The sequence below is a fragment of the Rodentibacter haemolyticus genome (assembly GCF_015356115.1).
Lineage (GTDB): Bacteria > Pseudomonadota > Gammaproteobacteria > Enterobacterales > Pasteurellaceae > Rodentibacter > Rodentibacter haemolyticus.
The window spans coordinates 1,689,802-1,712,837 of the sequence record NZ_CP063056.1 but is presented as its reverse complement, the minus strand read 5'-3'; the positions used below and the strand labels follow the sequence as shown (position 1 = coordinate 1,712,837).

The 23,036-nt window shown below is 41.2% G+C and carries 24 protein-coding genes and 2 tRNA genes; 8 read left to right on the top strand and 18 right to left on the bottom strand.

All coding sequences use genetic code 11. The annotated features are described in order from the left end of the window. Positions 1 to 47: 47 nt before the first annotated feature. A tRNA-Arg gene (locus IHV77_RS08160) sits at positions 48 to 124 on the bottom strand. A 52-nt stretch (positions 125 to 176) separates the two neighbouring features. Further along, a tRNA-Pro gene (locus IHV77_RS08155) sits at positions 177 to 253 on the bottom strand. 174 nt (positions 254 to 427) lie between these two features. On the opposite strand from IHV77_RS08155, the gene folD reads away from it, so the two are divergent. Beyond that, entirely contained in the window at positions 428 to 1,285 is an 858-nt protein-coding gene (folD, locus tag IHV77_RS08150; protein ID WP_194811482.1) for a bifunctional methylenetetrahydrofolate dehydrogenase/methenyltetrahydrofolate cyclohydrolase FolD, read from the top strand. Between the two features lie 209 nt (positions 1,286 to 1,494). Here folD and IHV77_RS08145 read toward each other — a convergent pair whose 3' ends face one another. From IHV77_RS08145 to rsmA, 4 genes are all read right to left on the bottom strand, one after another. Beyond that, on the bottom strand, positions 1,495 to 2,829 hold the full coding sequence (locus IHV77_RS08145; protein WP_194811481.1) for an NAD(P)/FAD-dependent oxidoreductase: 1,335 nt from the start codon (positions 2,827 to 2,829) through the stop codon (positions 1,495 to 1,497). Positions 2,830 to 2,929: 100 nt separating this feature from the next. Continuing rightward, positions 2,930 to 3,559, bottom strand: a complete 630-nt coding sequence (locus tag IHV77_RS08140) for an HI_0552 family protein (RefSeq protein WP_408635295.1) — start codon at positions 3,557 to 3,559, stop codon at positions 2,930 to 2,932. 39 nt (positions 3,560 to 3,598) lie between these two features. Further along, the gene (gene apaH / locus IHV77_RS08135; protein ID WP_194811479.1) at positions 3,599 to 4,426 is read right to left on the bottom strand and encodes a bis(5'-nucleosyl)-tetraphosphatase (symmetrical) ApaH; all 828 of its coding nucleotides are present in this window, start codon (positions 4,424 to 4,426) and stop codon (positions 3,599 to 3,601) included. Between the two features lie 42 nt (positions 4,427 to 4,468). After that, on the bottom strand, positions 4,469 to 5,329 hold the full coding sequence (rsmA, locus tag IHV77_RS08130) for a 16S rRNA (adenine(1518)-N(6)/adenine(1519)-N(6))-dimethyltransferase RsmA (RefSeq protein WP_194811478.1): 861 nt from the start codon (positions 5,327 to 5,329) through the stop codon (positions 4,469 to 4,471). A 208-nt stretch (positions 5,330 to 5,537) separates the two neighbouring features. Between rsmA and infA the strand changes: the two genes are divergently transcribed. From infA to rplI, 5 genes are all read left to right on the top strand, one after another. After that, entirely contained in the window at positions 5,538 to 5,756 is a 219-nt protein-coding gene (infA, locus tag IHV77_RS08125; RefSeq protein ID WP_013746899.1) for a translation initiation factor IF-1, read from the top strand. A gap of 190 nt (positions 5,757 to 5,946) precedes the next feature. Further along, positions 5,947 to 6,324, top strand: a complete 378-nt coding sequence (gene rpsF, locus IHV77_RS08120; protein ID WP_194811477.1) for a 30S ribosomal protein S6 — start codon at positions 5,947 to 5,949, stop codon at positions 6,322 to 6,324. Next, entirely contained in the window at positions 6,311 to 6,637 is a 327-nt protein-coding gene (priB, locus tag IHV77_RS08115) for a primosomal replication protein N (protein WP_194811476.1), read from the top strand. The genes rpsF and priB overlap by 14 nt, the downstream gene beginning before the upstream one ends. A gap of 11 nt (positions 6,638 to 6,648) precedes the next feature. Next, positions 6,649 to 6,876, top strand: coding sequence for a 30S ribosomal protein S18 (gene rpsR / locus IHV77_RS08110; RefSeq protein ID WP_005598105.1), 228 nt, complete (start codon positions 6,649 to 6,651; stop codon positions 6,874 to 6,876). 16 nt (positions 6,877 to 6,892) lie between these two features. Then, on the top strand, positions 6,893 to 7,342 hold the full coding sequence (rplI, locus tag IHV77_RS08105) for a 50S ribosomal protein L9 (RefSeq protein ID WP_194811475.1): 450 nt from the start codon (positions 6,893 to 6,895) through the stop codon (positions 7,340 to 7,342). Positions 7,343 to 7,439: 97 nt separating this feature from the next. On the opposite strand, the gene folB is transcribed toward rplI, so the two are convergent. Then, positions 7,440 to 7,802 carry a dihydroneopterin aldolase gene (gene folB, locus IHV77_RS08100; protein WP_194811474.1) on the bottom strand — a complete coding sequence of 121 codons (363 nt, stop codon included), beginning with the start codon at positions 7,800 to 7,802 and terminating at the stop codon, positions 7,440 to 7,442. A gap of 84 nt (positions 7,803 to 7,886) precedes the next feature. On the opposite strand from folB, the gene plsY reads away from it, so the two are divergent. Then, entirely contained in the window at positions 7,887 to 8,486 is a 600-nt protein-coding gene (gene plsY, locus IHV77_RS08095) for a glycerol-3-phosphate 1-O-acyltransferase PlsY (protein WP_194811473.1), read from the top strand. Positions 8,487 to 8,835: 349 nt separating this feature from the next. Here the strand turns inward: plsY and mreD are convergent, their stop codons facing one another. The 4 genes from mreD to IHV77_RS08075 all read right to left on the bottom strand — a co-directional run bounded on the left by mreD (position 8,836) and on the right by IHV77_RS08075 (position 13,529). Continuing rightward, on the bottom strand, positions 8,836 to 9,324 hold the full coding sequence (mreD, locus tag IHV77_RS08090) for a rod shape-determining protein MreD (protein ID WP_194811472.1): 489 nt from the start codon (positions 9,322 to 9,324) through the stop codon (positions 8,836 to 8,838). Further along, entirely contained in the window at positions 9,324 to 10,379 is a 1,056-nt protein-coding gene (mreC, locus tag IHV77_RS08085; RefSeq protein ID WP_194811471.1) for a rod shape-determining protein MreC, read from the bottom strand. Before mreC ends, mreD begins: the two co-directional genes overlap by 1 nt. A gap of 151 nt (positions 10,380 to 10,530) precedes the next feature. After that, positions 10,531 to 11,586, bottom strand: coding sequence for a rod shape-determining protein (locus tag IHV77_RS08080; protein WP_194811470.1), 1,056 nt, complete (start codon positions 11,584 to 11,586; stop codon positions 10,531 to 10,533). A gap of 155 nt (positions 11,587 to 11,741) precedes the next feature. Further along, positions 11,742 to 13,529, bottom strand: coding sequence for an ABC transporter ATP-binding protein/permease (locus tag IHV77_RS08075; protein ID WP_194811469.1), 1,788 nt, complete (start codon positions 13,527 to 13,529; stop codon positions 11,742 to 11,744). A 340-nt stretch (positions 13,530 to 13,869) separates the two neighbouring features. On the opposite strand from IHV77_RS08075, the gene IHV77_RS08070 reads away from it, so the two are divergent. Then, the gene (locus tag IHV77_RS08070; RefSeq protein WP_194811468.1) at positions 13,870 to 15,525 is read left to right on the top strand and encodes a putative transporter; all 1,656 of its coding nucleotides are present in this window, start codon (positions 13,870 to 13,872) and stop codon (positions 15,523 to 15,525) included. 153 nt (positions 15,526 to 15,678) lie between these two features. On the opposite strand, the gene lipA is transcribed toward IHV77_RS08070, so the two are convergent. From lipA to mrdA, 7 genes are all read right to left on the bottom strand, one after another. Next, positions 15,679 to 16,641 carry a lipoyl synthase gene (gene lipA / locus IHV77_RS08065; protein ID WP_194811467.1) on the bottom strand — a complete coding sequence of 321 codons (963 nt, stop codon included), beginning with the start codon at positions 16,639 to 16,641 and terminating at the stop codon, positions 15,679 to 15,681. 152 nt (positions 16,642 to 16,793) lie between these two features. Next, positions 16,794 to 17,435 carry a lipoyl(octanoyl) transferase LipB gene (gene lipB / locus IHV77_RS08060; RefSeq protein WP_194811466.1) on the bottom strand — a complete coding sequence of 214 codons (642 nt, stop codon included), beginning with the start codon at positions 17,433 to 17,435 and terminating at the stop codon, positions 16,794 to 16,796. 2 nt (positions 17,436 to 17,437) lie between these two features. Beyond that, complete coding sequence (ybeD, locus tag IHV77_RS08055) at positions 17,438 to 17,716, bottom strand: DUF493 family protein YbeD (protein WP_194811465.1); 279 nt, start codon at positions 17,714 to 17,716, stop codon at positions 17,438 to 17,440. Between the two features lie 134 nt (positions 17,717 to 17,850). Then, complete coding sequence (locus IHV77_RS08050) at positions 17,851 to 19,035, bottom strand: serine hydrolase (protein ID WP_194811464.1); 1,185 nt, start codon at positions 19,033 to 19,035, stop codon at positions 17,851 to 17,853. Positions 19,036 to 19,056: 21 nt separating this feature from the next. Continuing rightward, positions 19,057 to 19,911, bottom strand: coding sequence for a septal ring lytic transglycosylase RlpA family protein (locus tag IHV77_RS08045; protein ID WP_194811463.1), 855 nt, complete (start codon positions 19,909 to 19,911; stop codon positions 19,057 to 19,059). A 51-nt stretch (positions 19,912 to 19,962) separates the two neighbouring features. Next, entirely contained in the window at positions 19,963 to 21,078 is a 1,116-nt protein-coding gene (gene rodA, locus IHV77_RS08040) for a rod shape-determining protein RodA (protein ID WP_194811462.1), read from the bottom strand. Next, positions 21,078 to 23,036 (bottom strand): penicillin-binding protein 2, encoded by a 1,959-nt coding sequence (mrdA, locus tag IHV77_RS08035; protein ID WP_194811461.1) that lies wholly within the window; start codon positions 23,034 to 23,036, stop codon positions 21,078 to 21,080. Before mrdA ends, rodA begins: the two co-directional genes overlap by 1 nt.

Here is a 23,036-nt window from a genome sequence, read left to right as displayed (position 1 = left end):
CCGATGCAACCTCACACCATCTTGCATATGGTCAGGAAGAAATGAAATGGCACGCCCTAAAGGATTCGAACCTTTGACCCACGCCTTAGAAGGGCGTTGCTCTATCCAGCTGAGCTAAGGGCGCATTTTCAGGAATACATCTTTTGTATGAAATTTCGAGGAAATATAAAAAGAAGTGGTCGGCGAGATAGGATTTGAACCTACGACCCACTGGTCCCAAACCAGTTGCGCTACCAAGCTGCGCTACTCGCCGACAAGTGGGGCTAATTATAGTGAGGTTTCTCTTTCAGTCAATCAGTTTTTATCATTTTATATTCAATTGCTCAAAATTATCTCATTTTTTTAATCTGATACATTTGGATTTTGTAAATCCATGCATTGTCAGATAAAATAGCAAACGTTTACGTTCCATTATTGAGGATTTTCAATGACCGCACAAATTATTTCGGGTACTGCACTTTCTAAACAAATAAAATCCGAAGTTTCACAAAAAATCGTACATTATCGTAATGAAGGGATGCGCTCCCCCGGGCTTGCAGTTATCCTTGTCGGTACAAATCCTGCCTCCCAAGTCTATGTGGGAAGCAAACGCCGTAGTTGCGAAGAAGTCGGCATTATATCTCAATCTTATGACTTACCGGAAACAACAAGCGAGCAAGAATTACTTGCATTAATTGAGCAGTTAAACGCCGATGAAACCATTGATGGTATTTTGGTTCAGTTGCCGCTTCCAAAGCAAATTAATTCAGAAGCAATTATTGAGCGTATTGATCCGAAAAAAGATGTAGATGGTTTTCATCCTTATAACGTAGGTCGTTTATGCCAACGTATTCCAACACTACGAGCCTGTACTCCCTACGGTGTGATGAAATTACTGGAAACGACAGGAATCGATTTACATGGTAAACATGCCGTCATTGTCGGAGCATCAAATATTGTGGGTCGCCCAATGTCCTTAGAATTATTACTTGCAGGCGCAACGGTTACCGTCACTCATCGTTTTACAAAAGATCTTGAAAGCTACGTTCGACAGGCTGATGTGCTTGTGGTTGCAGTGGGTAAACCAAACCTTGTGCCGGGTGAATGGGTGAAAGAAAATGCGGTCGTCATTGATGTAGGCATCAATCGCATTGATGGGAAATTAGTCGGGGATATAGGCTTTGAAGCCGCTGCCCAAAAAGCCGGTTATATCACTCCGGTTCCCGGTGGCGTTGGTCCTATGACGGTGGCAATGTTAATGTACAATACGCTTTATGCCTATGAACATAATAATAAATTGAAATAATCGATATTATGTTGTATCAGTTGCGCAAAGAGAATTTTATATTCAATATTCGAGGATAGGGGGGGTTAAGCTTTGCGTAACTTGCTATCATTACCCCTCAATTGGTGCGTTACGGCTTCGCCTAACGCCACCCTATGGTACTTTGTCCATTACCTCCATAAAGGAAACAAAAAGTGCGGTCAATTTTGACCGCACTTTTGCTTTTATCCTTAATGTAGTTTCAACCTTGGTTTTAAATAACGGTTAATTTTATCCACCAAGATAATTAAGCCGATTTTAATACAACCGTGTAATGCATGCTGATGCATACGATATAAGGAAACATAAGCAAATTGTGCGAATTTTCCATGTACGGTTAGCGGGTTTTTGCCAAATTTGTTGGTTAAACTTCCTAATGCCGTAAAACTAGAGAGAGATACCAATGTCCCTTTATCGTTATATTTAAAGGCTTTTAACGGCTTGTTATCAAAGATCGCAAAGATATTTTTCGCGCAAGCCTTTGCCATTTGGTGTGCTGCTTGTGCGCGAGGCGGAACTAGTTTTCCATTTTCTTGTGTTAATGCCGCACAATCGCCAATTGCGAAAATACTGTCATCTACTGTTGTTTGTAAAGTATCTTTTACCACTAATTGATTGATTCGGTTAAGTTCTAAGCCATCAAAATTGTGGGTTACCTTTGAGGTGCGAACTCCTGCCGCCCAAACAATTAAATCCGCTTTAATTTCTTCCCCCTCTTTCGTGATCAACATATTCGGTTGTGCTTCGGTAATCATGGTATTCAATTTGACATTTGCCCCCATTTCCTGAAGTTCATCCAACACCGCAGCTGATAAATCTTCAGGTAATGCCGGTAATAAACGAGGACCGGCTTCTACAAGCGTAACCTGTAAACAATCGGTATCAATTTTACCGTAGCCGTAAGAAGATAAATCTTCCGCGGCATGATAAAGCTCGGCCGTCAGTTCTACACCTGTCGCCCCACCACCGACAATGGCAACATTTACTTTATTTTCATCTACCAATTTTTGTTTAAATTCTTCTTCACCAATATCGTCTAATACGCGGTTTTCAGAGAATTTTAAGAACAATTCCAACATTTTATGTTGGAAACGCAATGCTTGGTCGGAACTATCAAGAAAAATACAGTTATCAGCGACACCTTTGGTATTAAAATCGTTAGATTTACTTCCAATCGCCATCACAAGATAATCGTAGGGAATACGGCGGGCAACTACGAGCATATCCCCCTCTTGACCGTAAACCGGTGCAAGTTCTACATATTTCTGCTCGCGATTAATACGAACAATCGAGCCTTGTTCGAAACTAAAATGGTGGTTTTTACCATGAGCGCGATAGCTTAACGAATCAACGCCATCATCCAACACACCGGTGGCAATTTCGTGTAATAAGGGCTTCCAAAGGTGGGTTGCATTACGATCAACCAAAGTAACCTTAGCTTGCTTTTTACGACCCAGCTTATCCCCCAAAAAGGTTGCCAGTTCAATACCGCCGGCACCACCGCCAACGATGACTACGTTTTTCATAAACTACTCCTAAAATGATTAAATTTCGTTAAAAATGTTAAATTAATGTAATAATACCACGAAACGATAAGGGTGGTCATTATTCAGTAAGGAGAAAAAATTAAGTTTGATGGATATGATTATAGAGAGGCTCAAGAGCCCGGACTGTCTCTGTAATAAAGGCAATCGTTTCCAGTTTTGCTAAATCGGCTTTTTCAACATTTTTGCCTATGCACCAAAAATCCTCATCGTTACGTAAAAGAAGATCTTGTTGGGTAAATTGTTTAGCTTGTCGAAAATCATCATACTCACTTTCATCACTGCGCCACAAATCAAAATCGGCAAAACCGATAAAGTCAAAATTATCCAACCATTGATTATATTGTTGCACGCTAATTTGTGAGCGATCCGCGCGATAACAATGCCAATCCAAGCTCACTGAAAGACGGCGGCGATTCAACAGCACGGAGAAAATAGCGGCTGAATTTTGATTAAACTCATATTTAAAATATGCAAAGAAATGTGCCCGAACCTGCCAACCATTCGTCCAACTTTCAATATGAGGTTTCGCAAAAGGTGAACCAAGTTGAGCCGAAACGGCCTGAATTATTGCTTTCCAATTATCCCATTCCTTCTTATAACGCGCTTTGATCGCCGGAATTTCTTCCGGACAAAATTTTTTCATTTGAGCAAATTGGAAAAAAGGAATATTAAAAAGCTCGCAGGATTGATCAGATAAACGAGGTTCCATCATTGTATTTCCTATGAGTGTGCAATAATAGAATTCAGATTAAAAATCACTGTAATTTTTGACCGCACTTTGTGTAAAAATTCGTTTGTCTTCCCAACGTAACATCGTCATTCGATTATTCCATACACAACCGGTATCAAGTGCGTAAATATTCGGTGGTGTTTTTTCATCAACTAAACTCGCCCAATGTCCAAATATAATCGACACTTGCCGATAAAGCGGATTATCCAAATTAAACCAAGGGGTGAGTTCTGCCGGGGCTTCTTTAGGGGGCAATTTACAGACAAAATCTAAACGATGGTCAAAATAGCAAAAACGCATACGGGTAAATACGTTAATGATATATCGCCAACGATTGATACTCTCTAAATCAGCAGACCAACGGTCAGGCTGATTTTCGTACATTTGAGAAATTAAAGCGTAAAAATCACCGTTTTGTAATATGTTTTCCACTTCTTTGGCACAAGCCTTTGCTGTGGGGAGATCCCAATCAGGCGAGATTCCCGCGTGCGTCATCACAAAATTAAATTCTTCGTGATGAACAAGTAAAGGTTGATGACGAAGCCAATCAATGAGCGCTTCAAAATCCGGAGCCTGAAAAATCGCTTCAACGCGATCTCGGGGCTTAACTTTTTTAATACCAAGTGCGGTTGATATTAAATGCAGATCGTGATTGCCCAGTACCGTTTGTGCCGCATTGCCGAGAGATTTTACAAAACGTAAACAGTCTAAAGATTTATCACCACGGGCAACGAGATCACCGACAAGGTAAAGTTTGTCTTTGTTCGGGTTAAATTGAACACGATCCAACAAAAGCTGTAATTCATCAAAACAACCTTGTAAATCACCGATTAAATAAGTTGCCATTTTGACCGCTCTTTTAAGTAAAAAATTTAAATGATGCCATTACTAGACTTCGTCATCTATGATTTCATTTTTATTGATATCAACGGAGGGATTGTCCGCCAACCAATTCGCTAAACGCGCATAATCCGCAATAGAGAGATTTTCAGCCCGCGCATTGAGATCAATACCAAGTGCGGTCAAATTTTCCGGAGAAAATAAACCGGAAAGGGCATTACGCAATGTTTTACGGCGTTGATTAAATGCCTGCGAACACACGCGATTTAGCCAATATAAATCTTTTACAGGATGAGGGAGCTCTTTATGCGGAATTAAGCGTACGACTGCCGAATCGACTTTCGGCGCAGGTTTAAATGCGCTCGGCGGAACTTCCAACACCGGCATCACTTGGCAGAAATATTGCGCCATAATCGTTAAACGACCATAAGCCTTGCTATTCGGCGCAGCACATAAGCGTTTCACTACCTCTTTTTGCAACATAAAATGCATATCTTGGATAACATCATGATAGTTGAATAAGTGGAACATTAAGGGCGTTGAAATATTGTATGGAAGATTACCAAATACGCGTAATTTTTGTTTCGGTGTATAAATTTGTTCCGCATAAAGCGAGCCGAAATCAAATTGCATTGCATCGGTTTCAATGACATTTAATTTTTGGTGTAAAAAAGGATGATGACGTAAACGCTCGGCAAGATCGCGATCCAGTTCAACCACTGTCAGATGATCCACCAGCTCACCGACCGGTTCGGTTAATGCACCAAGCCCCGGACCAATTTCAACCAAAAATTGATCTTTTTGTGGATAAATAGCGGCGACGATATTTTGAATCACGTTATTGTCGTGCAAAAAGTTTTGTCCGAAACGTTTACGGGCGGTATGCCCCAAGTGCTTTTTTGAGTTCATAATATGTTATCTTTAATATAAAATGGCGTTCATTATAGAGCCTGTTTCGGGATTGTAAATCGTCATGCATTTAGACTAAATTAACTTTTTTCCCCTCAATTTTATTTTCATCTTTCGTATAATCCCAAAAACGGCTATAATCCGCGCGTTTTTTATCAAAATTGACCCAAAGTGCGGTCAAAAAACCATTATTTTTTTAGAGGATACAATGGCAAAAGAAGATAGCATTGAAATGCAAGGTACCATTTTGGAAACACTCCCAAACACAATGTTTCGTGTGGAATTGGAAAATGGTCACGTAGTAACGGCTCACATTTCGGGAAAAATGCGTAAAAACTATATTCGCATTTTAACCGGCGATAAAGTTACCGTAGAAATGACCCCTTATGACTTAAGCAAAGGACGCATTGTTTTTCGTAGCCGCTAGCTTTATTTCCCCCAGCAAAGCCGATAATGTTATCGGCTTTCTTTTTGCTTAAAAACAACTCAAATCGGTTGCGGAATGCAAAATTTTATGTATAATCCGCAACCCTTAGCCACATTGAATTTTCGTTCCTTGCCTTTGCAGATTGGTGGCTAATCTACGTCAAAGGCTGATTAACCCGTAAGGAGCAGTAATGCGTCACTACGAAATCGTGTTTATGGTTCACCCGGACCAAAGCGAGCAAGTATCAGGTATGATTGAACGTTACACAGGTTCTGTAAAAGAAGCCGGTGGTCAGGTTCATCGCCTAGAAGATTGGGGTCGTCGCCAATTAGCGTACCCAATTAACAAATTACACAAAGCACATTATGTGCTTATGAATGTAGAAGCGCCTCAACAAGTCATCGACGAGCTAGAAACGACTTTCCGTTATAACGATGCTGTATTACGCAGTCTTGTTATCCATACTAAGCACGCCGTAACAGAAGCGTCCCCAATGGTTAAAGCAAAAGATGATCGTAAAGCTTTAGCTGAAGTTGAAAACAACGATTTTGAGGATGCTGAAGAGTAATTCAAACATTGATAATCGCTTATCGTTAGTAGGAGTTGTGACCCAACCTCCTAAGCGTTCAAAAAGCCCGAACGGAATTGAGCATTGTGGTTTTTGGTTAGAACATCGTTCAGAGAAAATCGAAACAGGATTATCACGCCAAGCATGGTTAAAAATGCCAATTCAAGTAAGTGGTCGTCAATTAGTAGAAAAAACTCAAAGCATTACGGTCGGCAGTCAACTTTTGATTGTGGGTTTCATTACCTCACATAAAACCTCAAACGGTTTAAATCAATTAGTATTACATGCCGAGCAAATCGAATTTATAGATTAGGAGACAGCCAAATGGCACGTTATTTCCGTCGTCGTAAGTTCTGCCGTTTCACAGCGGAAAATGTTGTAGAAATCGATTACAAAGATATTGCAACATTAAAGAACTACATTTCTGAAAGCGGCAAAATTGTACCAAGCCGTATTACCGGTACTCGTGCGAAGTACCAACGTCAATTAGCTCGTGCAATTAAACGCGCGCGTTATTTAGCGTTACTTCCATACACTGACAACCATCAGTAATTAAGGAGATACGGTAATGCAAGTAATTCTTTTAGATAAAATCGCTCACCTAGGTAACGTAGGTGATCAGGTTAATGTTAAATCAGGTTTTGCACGTAACTTCTTAATCCCACAAGGTAAAGCGGTTATGGCAACTAAAGCTAACATTGAACATTTTGAAGCACGTCGCGCTGAATTAGAAGCGGCGGCAGCGGCAAACCTTGCAGCAGCACAAGCTCGTGCGGCACAAGTAACGGCCTTAGAATCAATAACTATCGCATCAAAAGCCGGCGATGAAGGTCGTTTATTCGGTGCTATCACAACTCGTGATATTGCTGAAGCAGTGACCGCAGCAGGTGTTGAAATTGCGAAAAGCGAAGTTCGTTTACCAAATGGTCCAATCCGTACGCTTGGTGATCACGATGTTCGTTTCCAACTTCACGGTGAAGTATTCGCATCATTAAACATTATTGTTGTTGCTGAATAATTTATCCCATGGATAAAAAACCCGACTTTGGTCGGGTTTTTCTTTTAAAAGAAGGAAAGAAAGTTTTAACTTTAGTAAATTGCCGCTTTTCTTGTTTTTACTCAGATTTATAGGAACCTCGTTCTATAATAATCCCCACACTATTCGCCTGTGCAACAGCCTTCGGTTTGCTTAATTTTAAACGTAACCATAAAATACCGAAATGTTGCTGTAACCGGTCTGCCACTTCATAAGCCACACGCTCGACAAGTAAAAAAGACTTACCCTGCACATAATCTAAAATAAACTGACTGACCTCCGCATAATTCAAACAATATTGAACATCGTCCGTCTCAGCCGTTTTACGGCAATCCCACATCATTTCAATGTCAAAAACAAGTTTTTGTTTAATTTTCTGCTCCCAGTCATAAACCCCGATTTGAGCAAATACGGTTAATTCTTCAATAAAAATACGATCCATATCAGATTCCTCCAAAATTATTGTAGGCGTATGCTATCAAGTTTAGGTAAAATAGCGAATAAATTTTATCATCCCGAGGTATAAATGAGCCTGTTCGCCATCTTTTATATGATTTTAGCCTATCTCTTAGGCTCTATTTCCAGTGCTGTTTTGGTTTGCAAAATGAGCGACTTACCAGATCCTCGTCAAAATGGCTCTCATAATCCGGGTGCGACGAATGTACTGCGTATCGGAGGTCGGTGGATTGCATTAGCCGTACTTATTTTTGATATTTTAAAAGGGATGTTACCAGTTTGGGGCGGATATTACTTAGGATTAACGCAGTTTGAATTAGGCATGGTCGCGCTTGGCGCTTGTCTTGGTCATATTTTTCCAATCTTCTTTCAATTCAAAGGAGGAAAAGGCGTTGCAACGGCATTCGGTGCTATCGCCCCAATTGCGTGGGCGGTTGCCGGCTCAACATTAGGTACTTGGCTTGTCATCTTCCTCATCAGTGGCTATTCATCCTTAAGTGCAGTTGTTACTGCATTACTTGTCCCTTTCTATGTTTGGTGGTTTAAACCGGAATTTACTTTTCCCGTTGCCCTTGTAAGCTGCTTATTGATTTATCGCCATCATGACAATATTCAACGTTTATGGCGAGGTCAAGAAGATAAAATATGGTCAAAATTTAAAAATCAATAAAAACAAAAAAACCTGCTAATCGGCAGATGAGACAGCCGACAGCCCGTCTTTTTTAATGAGGTGGGTTTATTTTTGTGATTTTTTATTTGCTCCTAAAAATTCGGACTAAATAAACAAATAGAGTAAAGGGAGGATTTTTATGGCTAAATACAACCGATAGTTCCAACAACAAGTTGTTGGGCTTTATTTCAAGTACCACGAAAACCTTGTGTAAACCTGCTTAATGCCAACAAATTTACTCACCTGAATTTAAATTCCAGATTATACAAACATTCAAAAGGCCTTTTGATCACAAGTATTTCCTTTTTTACTATCTCTTTTACCGAAACTATCTGAATGCGCTTTTATCTTAATGTAACTTGACTTTGCGGCGTATTTTACGCATAAGTAAAAATACCCACGGCCATAATATGCCGGAAGCAACGGCACCAAAAATTTCCTGCCAATTAAATGCTGCGCTATGTAGGAAAAATTCCACAAGGAAAATAGTCAAGCGAATGGCAAAAACAAAAATAATCACTAATAAACTTTGAAACCACAAAGAAAGGTTGCGGAGAACCAAATAGTTTTTCGCGATGAAATAAAACGCAATGGATAATACCAAAGCATGAATGCCAAGGGATGACCCCAATACTACTCCCCAAATTACCCCCAGTAGAAATGCGAAACCAATGTTCACTTTATTCGGAATCGCTAATACCCAATAGAGTAAAACAAGGATCAACCATGAGGGTTTAAAAGCCTGAAAGTCCAACGGCCAAGGTGCAAGTTCCATAACAAGCGCAACAATAAAAAACAAAAGAATTGTTGCCCATTGTAAAATTAAGCGCATTTGCATTAGTCTTCCTCCCGATGTTCTAACTGCTCTGATGAAATCGGCTCTTCTTGCGCTGCCTCCGTTGGTATTTCAGGTTCGACAGTATCACGATCATTTTCTGTTGCCGGTTCTTGTTCGTCCGTTGTAATTTTGGTTTTACGCACGATATTATTCAGTTCATTCGCCTGACTTTCTAAGCGTTTTTGCACCAATTCCCGTACTTCTTCCGGCGATATTGATTTCACTTTTGAGATATCAACATTACTCGGCCAAAGGAGAAGAACATAACGTAACCGTTCTAAAGAAGCTAAGGGTTTAGCTTTGACCGTTGCGAAATAATTTGATCCGTCTCGTGATACGCTTTGAACCACTGCCACCGGATAACCTTCAATAAAACGCCCCCCTAAGCCCGAAGTGACCAATAAATCCCCTTTTTCAATATCCACCGAACGAGGCACATTATCGAGCGTAAGCTCATCAGTATGTCCGGTTCCGCTCGCAATCACACGCACATCATTACGTAGCACTTGCACCGGAATTGAATGCGTTACATCGGTCAATAATAATACACGACTGGTATTCGCGCCTACCCAAATAATTTGTCCAATCACGCCTTTTTCATCAATCACCGATTGGCCTACATAAGCACCGTCCTTTTCACCTTGATTGATAATGATTTGTTGGCGATAAATATCCGTTTCGGCAGTTAGCACTTCTGCAATTTTTTTGTATTCATCCGTCCGTAACGGTGAATTTAATAATAAGCGTAAACGCTGATTTTCGACCTTAAGTTGATCTAATAATAATAAATCGGCATTCTTTTCACGTAGCTGCTCACGCAGCACTTTATTTTCGATTTGTAATTTATTGGTATCGACAAGATTCTCCGACACCCCGTCTAACACGGTACGCGGACTATTCGCCAAATAATACAAACCACCGACAGCGGTTTCCATTATGCTGCGCACTTTATTCAGCGAATTTTGCTCATCAGCAAGAATTAGCGAGATGGAGGCAATCACGGTAAGTATTAAACGAATGCCTAGAGGAGGAGCTTTCCCAAAAATCGGTTTCATTCGGATTCCTAAATGCTCAAAGCAAAAGTGCGGTCAAAATCAACCGCACTTTTATAGTGAATTAAAATACATACAAAACCGACTGTACAGGTAGCACGGTGCAGCAATGCAGTAAACATTTTTAAATTTAATTCACTATATTGATGATAAATTAGATTTCGTCACTAAAGATATCGCCGCCGTGCATATCAATCATTTCGATCGCCTCACCACCACCGCGTGCCACACAGGTGAGCGGTTCTTCGGCGACAATTGCAGGTACGCCGCATTCTTTGGTCAGCAAAATATCAATATTACGCAATAAAGCACCACCACCGGTGAGCACCATACCACGCTCGAAAATATCTGCGGCATGTTCCGGCTGGCATTCTTCTAATGCGGTACGCACCGCAGCAACAATACCGTTTAAAGGCTGTTGAAGTGCTTCTAAAACATCACGAGAAGTTAATTTAAACGAGCGTGGCGCACCCTCTGCAAGATTATGACCATGCACTTCCATTTCTAAAATCTCGTCACCTTCTTGAATATAAGCCGTTCCGATTTCATGTTTGATGCGTTCTGCGGTCGGCTCACCAATGACGGAACCGAATGTACGGCGCACATAGGAAATGATCGCTTCATCAAAACGGTCGCCACCGATACGAACAGAAGAGGAGTAAACGATACCGTTTAAGGAAATAACGGCAACCTCTGTCGTACCGCCACCGATATCGATCACCATTGAGCCAATCGCCGTGGAAACCGGTAAATTTGCACCGATTGCGGCAGCCATCGGTTCTTCAATTAAATAGACTTCACGTGCACCCGCACCTAATGCAGATTCTTTAATCGCACGGCGTTCTACTTGGGTTGCCCCTGCCGGCACGCAAACTAACACACGCGGACTTGGGCGCATAAAATTACCGCTGTGAACTTGTTTGATGAAATATTGCAGCATTTTTTCGGTTACGGAAAAATCTGCAATCACACCGTCTTTCATCGGTCGAATCGCCACAATGCTTTTCGGCGTACGCCCCAACATTTGTTTCGCCTCTTTACCGACAGCCGCAATACTTTTGTATGCCCCCATACGATCTTGACGAATCGCAACGACTGAAGGCTCATCTAACACGATGCCCTGACCTTTCACATAAATCAGCGTATTCGCCGTACCTAAATCAATTGAAAGATCATTTGAAAATAAACCACGTACTTTTTTAAATAACATAATAATTCCGTTAATTTGAATTGATGTAAAACTTGTCCATACCGGATCGCACAAAAAATTGTGCTAAATGTATCAAAAAATCGCTATGGATAATAGTACTTTTACATAATAGCATTAAAAGCAAGCCCAAAAATGACCGCACTTTCCAATCGAAATTATTCGGAGATTTCAGCCAGCAGCCATTCTCCGTTATTTGAAATATGCAACTGCAACTGATGGAAAGTTTTTAACGTGGAACGATGTCCTACACTAATTATTGTCATTGTCGGCAATTCCTTTCTGAGTAAGCGATACATCGCTTCTTCCAAGCCTTCATCCATGCTCGCAGTCGCCTCATCTAAAAATGCGACTTTCGGCTTGTGTAACAATAAACGTGCAAATGCCAGCCGTTGTTGTTCACCCAAAGAAAGAATACGCGTCCAGTCTTGCTCTTGTTCCAGACGATCCAGCAAATGCCCAAGCTGAACTTTACGCAAGGTTTCTTCCACCAAAGTGCGGTCAATTTCTTCGACATTTTTAGGATAAGCCAAAGCCGCCAATACATTACCTTGCGGTAAATAGGGTTTCTGTGAAAGAAAAAGTTGTTCTTGCGGGCAATATACTTTTCCTAAAGAGTAAGACCACAGCCCTGCAGCGGTACGTAATAACGTGGTTTTCCCTACGCCGGAATCACCTTGAATTAAAAGGTGAGAACCTTTTGGCAAGCGAAGATTCAGATCATTAATCAAGGTGCGACCAAAAGGATTTTTAATACTCAAATGTTCGAAAATCACGTCACTTTCGTGAGGTTGAATATCTGTTTTTGATTCACGGTTTGCCATATCAATGGCGTAGCTAAAGCCGGTTAAACGATCAAGCGTCGCTTTATAACCGGCGAAATTATCATAGGTATTACGAAAGAAGGAAAGATTGGAATGTAGCTGTCCGAACACTTGCAGGGTTTGCATTAAATCGCCCAATTTAATTTGTTTCTCAAAGTAACGTCCGACTTGAATCAGCAACGGAAACACCACGGAAACTTGGCTCACCACAAGGTTAAAACCGGAGAATTTTAAGGTTCGATAAACAATCGTCCACATATTATTTATCACAGCGCGAAACTGACGATATAAGTGATTTTGCTCCACTTTCTCACCGGCATAAAATGCGATACTTTCGGCATATTCTTTGATGCGAATAAGAGAATAACGGTAATTAGCGTTTAGACGTTCATTCGCAAAGTTTAAATTAATCAATGGACGACCAAGCCAAAATGCAATTAATGTGGTAAAAATCACATAACCGAAAACCAAGAACACCATCATATGTGGAATTTCCACGCCAAGCACCATCATTGGTCCAGCCAATCCCCACAGTATAATGGTATAGGAGATAATTGACGTCACGGCATCAATCACGCCCGTACTTAAAGAAAGCGTGGTTTTTACATAAGATTGCACATCTTGTTGGATTCGTTGATCGGGGTTATCTAAGTTCGCAGAAAGATACTGTGTTTTGTAATAAGCTCGGTTTGTCATCCATTTATTGGCGAGTTCATCATTCAGCCAAGTAATCCAACCAATAACAAAACGTTGTTCAATATAATAACTCACTAACGAGATAGAAACCGAACTCGCTGCAATCACACCAAATAACCCCATTTGTTGCCAGAAAACCGGTTCGTTAAATTCCTGCAATGAGGTGTACATATTGTTATACCATTCGGAATAGACTAAGCTGACGCGTACACTCACAAGCGTTAGCGCAACAATCAGTAGAAAGAAGAATAAAGGTTTGATACTCCGTTTTGGCGAAAGGTAACCGCCGGCAAACATCCAAAATTGTTTTCCCCAATGGCTAAAACGCACCAATAAAAAAATCCCAAAACTAAATACGACCGCTGTAATCGCAAGCGTTTTTAAAATCCAAAGAAGAGAGGTCATCGCCTCTTGTCCGTAATCCATAAATTCATCCGTAAAAATTCAGTATTATGTAACACTTGTACAAATCATCGTGGAGTGCGTTAGGCGAAGCCGTAACGCGACAATAGAGAGTTTAATGATGAAATGGTGCGTTACGCAAAGCTTAACATACCCTACCCCCGATAAATATTGGATATAAAACTCTCTTTGTACGACTGATACATAATACCGTAAAAATTTAAAAGTGCGGTCATTTTAGGCAGTGTTTGTGATTAAGCAAGAAAAAATGTGATGTATCTATCATTTTTTAAGTTTCGTTAAGCTTTCGGAAAATCAAGTTGTTATAATCATTTCTAGTTAAAATTAGCTTTAAGGGGTTTATATGAGTGATATTGCAATCACGATTAGTCTGCTTGCCCTTGTTGCCGTAATCGGCTTATGGATTGGGCATTGGAAGATAAAAGGTGTGGGGTTGGGTATTGGTGGAGTGCTGTTCGGCGGCATTATTGTTGCGCATTTTACCAATCAATACGGCATTTTGCTTGATTCGCACACCTTACATTTTATCCAAGAATTCGGCTTGATTTTATTCGTTTATACCATTGGGATTCAGGTTGGTCCCGGTTTTTTTGCTTCGCTAAGAAAATCAGGATTAAAACTCAATCTGCTTGCAATTTTAATTGTTGTGCTCGGCTCGCTTTCAGTGGTCGTGCTTACCAAAGCGATTGATGTGCCGTTAGATATCGCATTAGGGATTTATTCCGGTGCGGTAACAAATACGCCTTCATTAGGGGCAGGGCAACAAATCTTAAGCGAATTAGGGCTCACTCATGTTACTTCCACCATGGGGATGGCTTATGCTATGGCATACCCTTTCGGCATTTGCGGGATTTTGCTTGCTATGTGGCTCATTCGTCTCTTCTTTAGAATTAAAATTGAAGAAGAAGCGAACCGTTTTAATAAAGAAACAGGACAGGACAAAGAAAGTTTACATACAAGTTCAATCAAAATTACCAATCATAACCTAGATGGACTCACCTTAATTGAAATCCCCGGATTTGATGATGAAGATGTCGTTTGTTCCCGCTTAAAGCGCGGGGAAGATGTTATCGTACCCAAAGCGGATACGAAAATTCAGCTTGATGATGTACTCCACTTAGTCGGTGATGCCAACGCGCTTAGAAAAATGCACTTAATCATCGGCGATAAAGTAGATATGCCTGCGATGTCTACAAGCGGCGAAATTCGTGCAGAACGTGTAGTCGTCACAAATGAAAAAGTTCTCGGGAAGAAAATCCGAACACTCAACGTTCATCAAAAATACGGTGTGGTTATTTCCCGTTTAAACCGTGCGGGAATTGAGCTTGTACCAAGCGGCAATACCACATTGCAATTCGGTGATGTGTTGCATATGGTGGGGCGTACCGATATATTAAATCAAGCCATTTCCGTTATCGGTAATGCTCAACAAAAACTCTTGCAAGTACAAATGCTTCCTGTCTTTATCGGTATTGGGCTTGGCGTATTACTGGGTTCTATTCCGTTCTATATCCCGGGTTTCCCGGTGGCACTTAAACTCGGTTTAGCCGGTGGGCCGCTTGTTGTCGCACTTATTCTTGCCCGAATCGGCAGTATCGGAAAACTCTATTGGTTTATGCCGCCAAGTGCCAACCTTGCCTTACGCGAAATCGGCATTGTGCTTTTCCTCGCTGTGGTGGGGTTAAAATCCGGAGGAAATTTTATGGATACGCTCATCAATGGTAAGGGGCTAGAGTGGATGGGCTATGGGATTTTCATCACCTTCATTCCATTAATGATTGTCGGCGTTATCGCTCGCTTATACGCCAAACTAAATTATCTCAGCATTTGCGGCTTACTTGCCGGTTCAATGACAGATCCTCCGGCTCTTGCATTTGCTAACGAAATTAAAGAGGATAACGGAGCGGCTTCCCTATCTTACGCAACGGTTTATCCCCTCGTGATGTTCTTAAGAATTATCTCACCGCAACTTTTAGCCGTATTACTTTGGACGGTTTAAATCATAACAAAATGGGTTATTTCTGTTGAAATAACCCATTTTTCATTCCTAAAGTGCGGTCATAAAAAGCAACGTTTTTAAAATCTTGTTCCATCTATGGAGAAGAAACAAGAAACGACTTCAGCGAGTTATGAAATTCTTTAATTCGATTTTTTATTTAACGAGTCCACCGCTTGCCTGTAAATCGGCATGATAAGAGGAACGAACAAAGGGTCCGCAAGCTGCGTGTTCGAATCCCATCACGTTTGCTTTTTCACGGAATTCATCAAACTCCGCCGGAGGTACATAACGGGCAACAGCTAGATGATGACGACTTGGCTGTAGATACTGACCAAGCGTCAACATTGTTACGCCATTGGCACGTAAATCTTGCATAACTTGCAAAATTTCTTCGTTCGTTTCCCCTAACCCCACCATCAATCCTGATTTTGTTGGGATATCTGGAAACATTTCTTTAAATTCACGAAGTAATTTCAACGACCATTCATAATCCGCACCCGGTCGAATTTCTTTATACAAACGTGGGACATTTTCAAGATTATGGTTAAACACATCCGGTGGATTATCTTTCAATTTCTCCAAAGCCTGGGAAATACGTCCTCGGAAATCCGGTACCAAAATCTCGATTTTAATTCCCGGATTTAAGGCACGAACCTCTTTTACACATTCCGCAAAATGCCCCGCACCACGATCAGGCAAATCATCACGATCCACAGAAGTAATCACCACATATTTTAATTTCATATCCTGAATGGTTTCGGCAAGTTTGCGCGGTTCTTCCGGATCAGGCGGTAAAGGTTTGCCGTGGGCGACATCACAGAACGGGCAACGGCGTGTACAGATTGCGCCCAAAATCATAAAGGTCGCCGTGCCGTGGTTAAAGCATTCGTGCAAGTTCGGGCAGGAGGCTTCTTCACACACAGAATGCAGCCCGTGACGGCGCATTCCCTTCTTAATACTTTCAATTTTGAGTGAACTTGCCGGTAATTTGATTTTCATCCATTCCGGTTTTTTCAATAGTTCTTGGTTCGGATCAATATTTTTTACCGGGATAATTGACGTTTTTGCCGCATCACGATATTTGACGCCGCGCTCCATTTTAAATGGCGTTGACATAGTTCTTCCTAAAGAAAAATGCCTGATACAGGCACTTTATAGTAAATAAAATTAAAAAAACGTCCATTGCAGTGCCTCACCGTACTACTTGTACTGCCTTCGGCTTGCAGTTTGTTGCCGTTTTCATTTAATTCACTACAGTTCGTTAAATGTTAAAAATTTGTGACATTATAGCCCAAAAGTTCGGCAAAGTGTTTAATTAATTTTGGTGAAACCTTATCCAAAGTCGCCTCATTTTTATCAATAAAATCCGCTAATTGACACATCTCTAAACCGGCATAACCACAAGGATTAATAAAATGAAAGGGGTTAAGATCCATATTAATATTGAATGCCAAACCGTGGAAAGAGCAGCCTTTACGGATACGCAATCCTAAAGAGCAGATTTTCTTACCGTCAATATATACGCCCGGCGCATCAGCTTTAGGATAGCCTTCTATGCCATAATCAGCCAAGGTCTTCACCACGGATTGTTCAAGTGCGGTCACTAATCGGCGAACATTGAGATCTTTATGGCGACGAATATCGATCAATACATACATCACTTGCTGACCGGGGCCATGATAGGTTATCTGTCCCCCCCGATCCGATTGCACTACCGGAATTATACCGGTTTGCAACAAATGTTCCGGTTTACCGGCTTGCCCTTGTGTAAAGACGGACGGGTGTTCCACCAGCCAAATCTCATCTGTGGTTTCGGCAGTGCGGTTATCGGTAAACGCCTGCATTTTATGCCAAATTTCTTGATAATCACGCAACCCCAGTTGGTGAACAATAAGAGGTAATGCCGCCATTATTAAATAACCATTTTCACGCCTTCAACTTTGGCGAGTTCTTTATAAAGAGTTTCTACTTGTTCAAAATTCTGTGCCACAACATCAATGGAAACGGAGTTGTAAGTGCCTTTACTGCTTCGTTTTTCTTTTGGAATGTAATCACCCGGTAGATATTTTTGAACCACCGAGATTAAATCTTGAGCCAGATTTTCACGATTTACTCCGGCGACTTTAAAAGTCATTGCCGCAGGAAATTCCATTAATTCTTTCAGTTTTTCGTAATCTTGTTCGGTTGCCATTATTTTTCCTTGTTTTTGAATGAGATAAAGGGCAGATTTCAAACCTGCCCGATTTTTATAGTGAATTAAATTTAATTTACTAAGACGATAGACTGCACTATAGATGGGGAAGTGCGGTCATATTTCAAGGTGTTTTAGAAAAGGCTTTTGACGGTTAAGACTAACCAATCCCAAGCGTTGCCAAATATTCCGCCTTCTTTCACTTCACTCATCACTTGTAAATTCACTGCTGCCACATCTTTGCCGTCAAGTTGATAAATGACTTTCCCCACAACTTGCCCTTTCGCCAAAGGTGCTTGTAAGTATTTATTATCCAATTCATAACGCGCTTTTAATTCGGACTGTCTGCCTTTTGGCACGGTAATAAAGCTATCTTGCAGCACGCCCAGTTTCACTTTACCTTGATCACCATAATAAACCGATTGTTCCGAAATTTCTTTATTGGCTTCAAGGGTTTTTAAGGTTTCAAACTTCGCAAATCCCCACTGCAATAATTTTTTACTTTCCACCTCACGACCTTTGTAAGTCGGTACCCCCATCACGACGGAAATTAAACGCATATTGCTTGGATTGGTTGCCGAAGCCACTAGATTGTAACCCGCTTTACTCGTATGTCCGGTTTTCATTCCGTCCACATTCATTGTTTTATCCCACAATAAACCATTACGATTAGGTTGTTTGATTTTATTAAAAGTAAAATCTTTTTGTGCGTAGATTTTATATTCTTCCGGCAAATCACGAATAATATGCGTACCAATAATTGCCATATCACGAGCCGTTGAATATTGATTCGGATCGTCTAATCCGTGCGGCGTGGTGAAGTTGGTATTTTTTAAACCGAATTGTTGAGCGTATTTATTCATCGTATCAACGAAATTTAATACCGTGCCCGAAATATGTTCAGCCAAAGCTACGCACGCATCATTACCTGAAACGATAATCACGCCTTTGTTTAAGTCTTCAACGGAAACTTGTTGATTAAGATTTAAGAACATCTTGGAAGAATCCGGAAAATTACGTCCCCAAGCGCTTTCGCCAATGGTAACCATATCCGTATTATGGATTTTGCCTTGCTTTAAGGCTTGGCCGACAACATAACTGGTCATCATTTTAGTGAGTGATGCCGGATACTGACGTTGATCCGGATTTAACGCCGCAAGCACCGCACCGGAATGATAATCCATTAAAATATAGGTTTGCGCATTTACTTCCGGAGGAGTCACGCCATATTGCATATCTGTCGCAGAAACAAACGTTGATGCCGAAATCAATCCGGAGATAAGCGCGAGTTTTTTGAATTTAGCACATTGCTTGAACATAGTATTTCCTTTAAAAATAGCTTAGTTTTTATAAGTATAAACGATTAATGGATTACCATTAGCCATTTTTTGTAATTTTGATTTTAATTTCGCAATAACCTGTTTATCTGCCACCGGTCCTAAATGGAGTTCATACCGTCCATTACGCTGATTGACTTCAATATTTACATTGTCTAATGCCAAACGGGTGATTAAATCATTTGCGTATTTTTTGCTTGGTAAATCCAACATTTTTAGCCGATATTGCTCTTTGGGCACTTCTGGCTCGTTTACGAGAATTTTTTTTTCCGAATTTACCAGTCGATCCGATGCGGCTTGTGTTTTCGCATATTTTGCCAGCGTTTTCGTTCCTGCACCGGAAATGCGTCCCTTCGGAGAAATATGCAACGCTTCAACTTTTACCTGTCCGACACCTCTTGCAATCAAACCTATTTCTTTTGCCGCCGCATAAGATAAATCAATGATTCGTCCTCGACTAAAAGGACCGCGATCATTTATCCGAACAATGGTTTTACGATTATTATGCAAATTCGTCACTAAAGCATAGGAATTTAAAGGTAAGGTTTTATGTGCCGCCGTGTAAAGCGCGGAATTATATGTTTCACCGTTTGAAGTACGGCGACCGTGGAATTTACGGTGATAATAGCTTGCCGTGCCTTGTTTTGAATATTCTTTTGCTTTGCTGTGGCTGTAAGTTGTATAGGTTTTACCATTCACCGTATAATTTGTTGATGAACTCACAGGGGTTGTACGGGTAAGACTTGCACCTTTAATACCATATTGATTATAAGGATCATTTTTGGCTTGAACGGGTAAAATACTCAGTACCACAATAACTGTAAGTGCGGTCAGTTTTGCAAGCATTTTTATAATCATAAATTAATTTTCCAATAAATAAAATCGTATGTAAGAACACTAAAAAACAAATTAGTTCGCATTGATAAATTTTGTGCGATGCGTATGAATCGACATCACCAACCCAAAACTTGCCATAATAGCGACATATGAAGTACCGCCGTAACTAAACAATGGCAACGGCACGCCCACCACCGGCAAAATGCCGCTCACCATACCAATATTTACGAATAAATACACGAAAAAAATAAGTGTGGTAGCGCCTGCCAAAATACGCCCGAACGTGGTTTGTGCATTCACAGCGATCATTAAACCACGCACAATAATAAACAGATAAATTGCGATAAGGACGATAAATCCTACCATACCGTGTTCTTCGCTCATCACCGCAAAAATAAAATCGGTATGGGGTTCCGGCAAAAATTCAAGCTGAGATTGCGTACCTTGCATCCAACCTTTTCCCCAAATCCCACCTGAGCCGATGGCGATCTTAGATTGGAGAATATGATAGCCCGCACCAAGCGGATCTTTTTCCGGATCAAGCAAAGTGAGGACTCTGGTGCGTTGATAATCGTGCATTAAATAAAGCCACATAATCGGAATAAATCCTGCCAAGCCCACAACCGCAGCTAAAATCAACCACCAGCTCATCCCAGCCAGAAAAACGACGAATAATCCCGATGCGCTGACTAAAATTGAAGTACCGAGATCCGGCTGAATCGCCACCAACAAGGTAGGAACAATGATCATCGCAATCGCAATAAAGGTTTCGCTCATTTTAGGCGGTACGGGGCGGTTACCTAAATAAACCGCCACCATCAATGGCACTGCCAGCTTTACGATTTCTGATGGTTGAAAACGGATAAAACCTAAATCAAGCCAACGCTGAGCGCCTTTACTGGTTGTGCCAATCGCATCAACCAAAATTAATAGCACCAAGCCTATCAAGTAAAGGTAAGGTGCGATGCCTTGATAAAATTTAGGCGGAAATTGCGCCATCACCAGTAGCACAATAAAACCAAGAATAACCTGAATAACACGGTTACGAAACATTATTTCACTCGCACCGGAAGCACTATAAAGCACAAGTATGCCATAGCCGGTAATCGCAATTAACCCTAATAATAGCCAAAAATCCAAATGTAACGGCTTCCATAAACGAAGCCAAAGCGGTGTTTTTTCTTCCATTATTCTGTTTGCCCGTTTTCTATCTGCGTTTCAATAATTTCTTCACTGTTGCTTTCCGTATTTGCTTTTCGCTCAACTTCAGGTAAACGTTGGTTGAGATAATAATCCATAATTTTACGGACAACCGGTGCCGCATTACTTGAACCGCCACCGGCGTTTTCTAAGATAATCGACACGACCAGTTTAGGATTTTCATAAGGCGCATAAGCGGTAAACCAAGCGTGATCATGTAATTCCTTTTTCAATCCTGCCGCATCATATTTTTGGTTTTCTTTTAAGCTAAATACTTGCGCCGTACCGGATTTTCCCGCAACGTGATAATTTGCCCCGAGAAAAGCCTTACGCCCTGTCCCCGCTGAGGAATGCACCACATTAAACATTCCTTGTTTGGCAGCCTCCCAATAAGCCTGTTTAGGTTCGGTAATATCCTCATAAAGTAGCGGATCTTGATAAGGCTCAATGGTTACGCCTTCCACCGATTTCATTAAGTGCGGCGTATTTACCTTGCCATTATTGACTAAAATCGCCGTTGCTTTTGCCACCTGTAACGGCGTTGCCGTCCAATAGCCTTGCCCGATACCGACCGAAATCGTATCGCCCTGCACCCATTGGCGTTTATAACGTTTTTGTTTCCAGGCTCTGGTCGGCATATTGGCGGAAGCTTCTTCATTAATTTCAATTCCTGTCGGCATACCGAAACCGAAACGTTTCATCCAATCCGATAAACGGTCAATGCCCAAACTATAGGCGACCTGATAAAAATAAGTATCCGAAGACTCCGTAATCGCTTTATTGAGATCCGTATAACCATGACCTGATTTTTTCCAATCTCGGAAGCGTTTTGTCGTTCCCGGCAGCATCCAATAGCCCGGATCAAAAATCGTGGTATTTTGATTAACCACATTTTCCGTTTGTGCCGCAACCGCAATAAAAGGTTTCACCGTTGATGCCGGCGGATAAACACCTTGCGTTGCACGGCTATAAAGCGGTCTATCGGGATCGTCCAATAAACGCTTATAATCCGTCCCGGAGATACCATCAACAAAGAGATTATTATCATAGCTTGGCGTTGAAACCATCGCTAACACACTGCTATCTTTAGGATCTAAAACAACAACCGCTCCCTTTTGCCCGGCGAGCAAATCGGTAACATAACGTTGAAGAGCGAGATCGATGGTCAAATGAATACTTTTCCCGGCTTTTGCGGGTTGTTCTCGTAATTTACGAATCACCTTGCCACGGTTATTAATTTCGACTTCTTCAAATCCCGTGATGCCGTGAAGCTGGTCTTCATAATAACGTTCGATACCGAGCTTCCCCATATCATGAGAACCGGCATAGTTAGCAGATTTCTCTTCCTTTTTGAGTCTTTCCACATCCTTATCATTAATCTTGCCCACATAGCCGAGAATATGTGTCATAACCTCGCCGTATAAATAATTACGCTTAAAATAAGGGCGCACCTCCAAACTTGGAAATTGGTACTGGTTTACTGAAAAACGTGCAATTTGTTCTTCCGTCAAATTTGCTTTGAGCATAATCGAAGTATATCGCGTACCACGGCGACGTTCTTTTCTGAATTGTTTAATATCTTCATCCGTCAAGCCGACAATATAGCGAAGTTCATCAAAAGTGCGGTCTAAATTCTCCGTTTTTTCCGGCACGATATATAGCCCGAAGAAAGTGAGATTTTCCGCCAATAATTCGCCATAGCGATCATAAATCAGCCCACGGGTCGGCGGTACGGGCAAGAGTTTGATTCGATTGCCGTTAGAGCGTGTTTGATAGGTATCGAAATTAACGATTTGAAGATGGTAAATATTGGCGAACAACACTCCGGTGAGCGCAATAATGCCAATGAACGCCACTAATGTTCGGCGGGCAAAAAGATTCCGCTCCGCTTTTTTATCGCGAATCGGTTCGTGAGTGGGGGCTGCAAAAAATTTCTTTAAATTCAT

Coding starts and splice junctions, on each gene's coding strand:
- folD (WP_194811482.1), top strand. CDS start 428: ATGACCGCACAAATTATTTCGGGTACTGCACTTTCTAAACAAATAAAA.
- IHV77_RS08145 (WP_194811481.1), bottom strand. CDS start 2,829: ATGAAAAACGTAGTCATCGTTGGCGGTGGTGCCGGCGGTATTGAACTG.
- IHV77_RS08140 (WP_408635295.1), bottom strand. CDS start 3,559: ATGGAACCTCGTTTATCTGATCAATCCTGCGAGCTTTTTAATATTCCT.
- apaH (WP_194811479.1), bottom strand. CDS start 4,426: ATGGCAACTTATTTAATCGGTGATTTACAAGGTTGTTTTGATGAATTA.
- rsmA (WP_194811478.1), bottom strand. CDS start 5,329: ATGAACTCAAAAAAGCACTTGGGGCATACCGCCCGTAAACGTTTCGGA.
- infA (WP_013746899.1), top strand. CDS start 5,538: ATGGCAAAAGAAGATAGCATTGAAATGCAAGGTACCATTTTGGAAACA.
- rpsF (WP_194811477.1), top strand. CDS start 5,947: ATGCGTCACTACGAAATCGTGTTTATGGTTCACCCGGACCAAAGCGAG.
- priB (WP_194811476.1), top strand. CDS start 6,311: ATGCTGAAGAGTAATTCAAACATTGATAATCGCTTATCGTTAGTAGGA.
- rpsR (WP_005598105.1), top strand. CDS start 6,649: ATGGCACGTTATTTCCGTCGTCGTAAGTTCTGCCGTTTCACAGCGGAA.
- rplI (WP_194811475.1), top strand. CDS start 6,893: ATGCAAGTAATTCTTTTAGATAAAATCGCTCACCTAGGTAACGTAGGT.
- folB (WP_194811474.1), bottom strand. CDS start 7,802: ATGGATCGTATTTTTATTGAAGAATTAACCGTATTTGCTCAAATCGGG.
- plsY (WP_194811473.1), top strand. CDS start 7,887: ATGAGCCTGTTCGCCATCTTTTATATGATTTTAGCCTATCTCTTAGGC.
- mreD (WP_194811472.1), bottom strand. CDS start 9,324: ATGCAAATGCGCTTAATTTTACAATGGGCAACAATTCTTTTGTTTTTT.
- mreC (WP_194811471.1), bottom strand. CDS start 10,379: ATGAAACCGATTTTTGGGAAAGCTCCTCCTCTAGGCATTCGTTTAATA.
- IHV77_RS08080 (WP_194811470.1), bottom strand. CDS start 11,586: ATGTTATTTAAAAAAGTACGTGGTTTATTTTCAAATGATCTTTCAATT.
- IHV77_RS08075 (WP_194811469.1), bottom strand. CDS start 13,529: ATGGATTACGGACAAGAGGCGATGACCTCTCTTCTTTGGATTTTAAAA.
- IHV77_RS08070 (WP_194811468.1), top strand. CDS start 13,870: ATGAGTGATATTGCAATCACGATTAGTCTGCTTGCCCTTGTTGCCGTA.
- lipA (WP_194811467.1), bottom strand. CDS start 16,641: ATGTCAACGCCATTTAAAATGGAGCGCGGCGTCAAATATCGTGATGCG.
- lipB (WP_194811466.1), bottom strand. CDS start 17,435: ATGGCGGCATTACCTCTTATTGTTCACCAACTGGGGTTGCGTGATTAT.
- ybeD (WP_194811465.1), bottom strand. CDS start 17,716: ATGGCAACCGAACAAGATTACGAAAAACTGAAAGAATTAATGGAATTT.
- IHV77_RS08050 (WP_194811464.1), bottom strand. CDS start 19,035: ATGTTCAAGCAATGTGCTAAATTCAAAAAACTCGCGCTTATCTCCGGA.
- IHV77_RS08045 (WP_194811463.1), bottom strand. CDS start 19,911: ATGATTATAAAAATGCTTGCAAAACTGACCGCACTTACAGTTATTGTG.
- rodA (WP_194811462.1), bottom strand. CDS start 21,078: ATGGAAGAAAAAACACCGCTTTGGCTTCGTTTATGGAAGCCGTTACAT.
- mrdA (WP_194811461.1), bottom strand. CDS start 23,036: ATGAATTTAAAGAAATTTTTTGCAGCCCCCACTCACGAACCGATTCGC.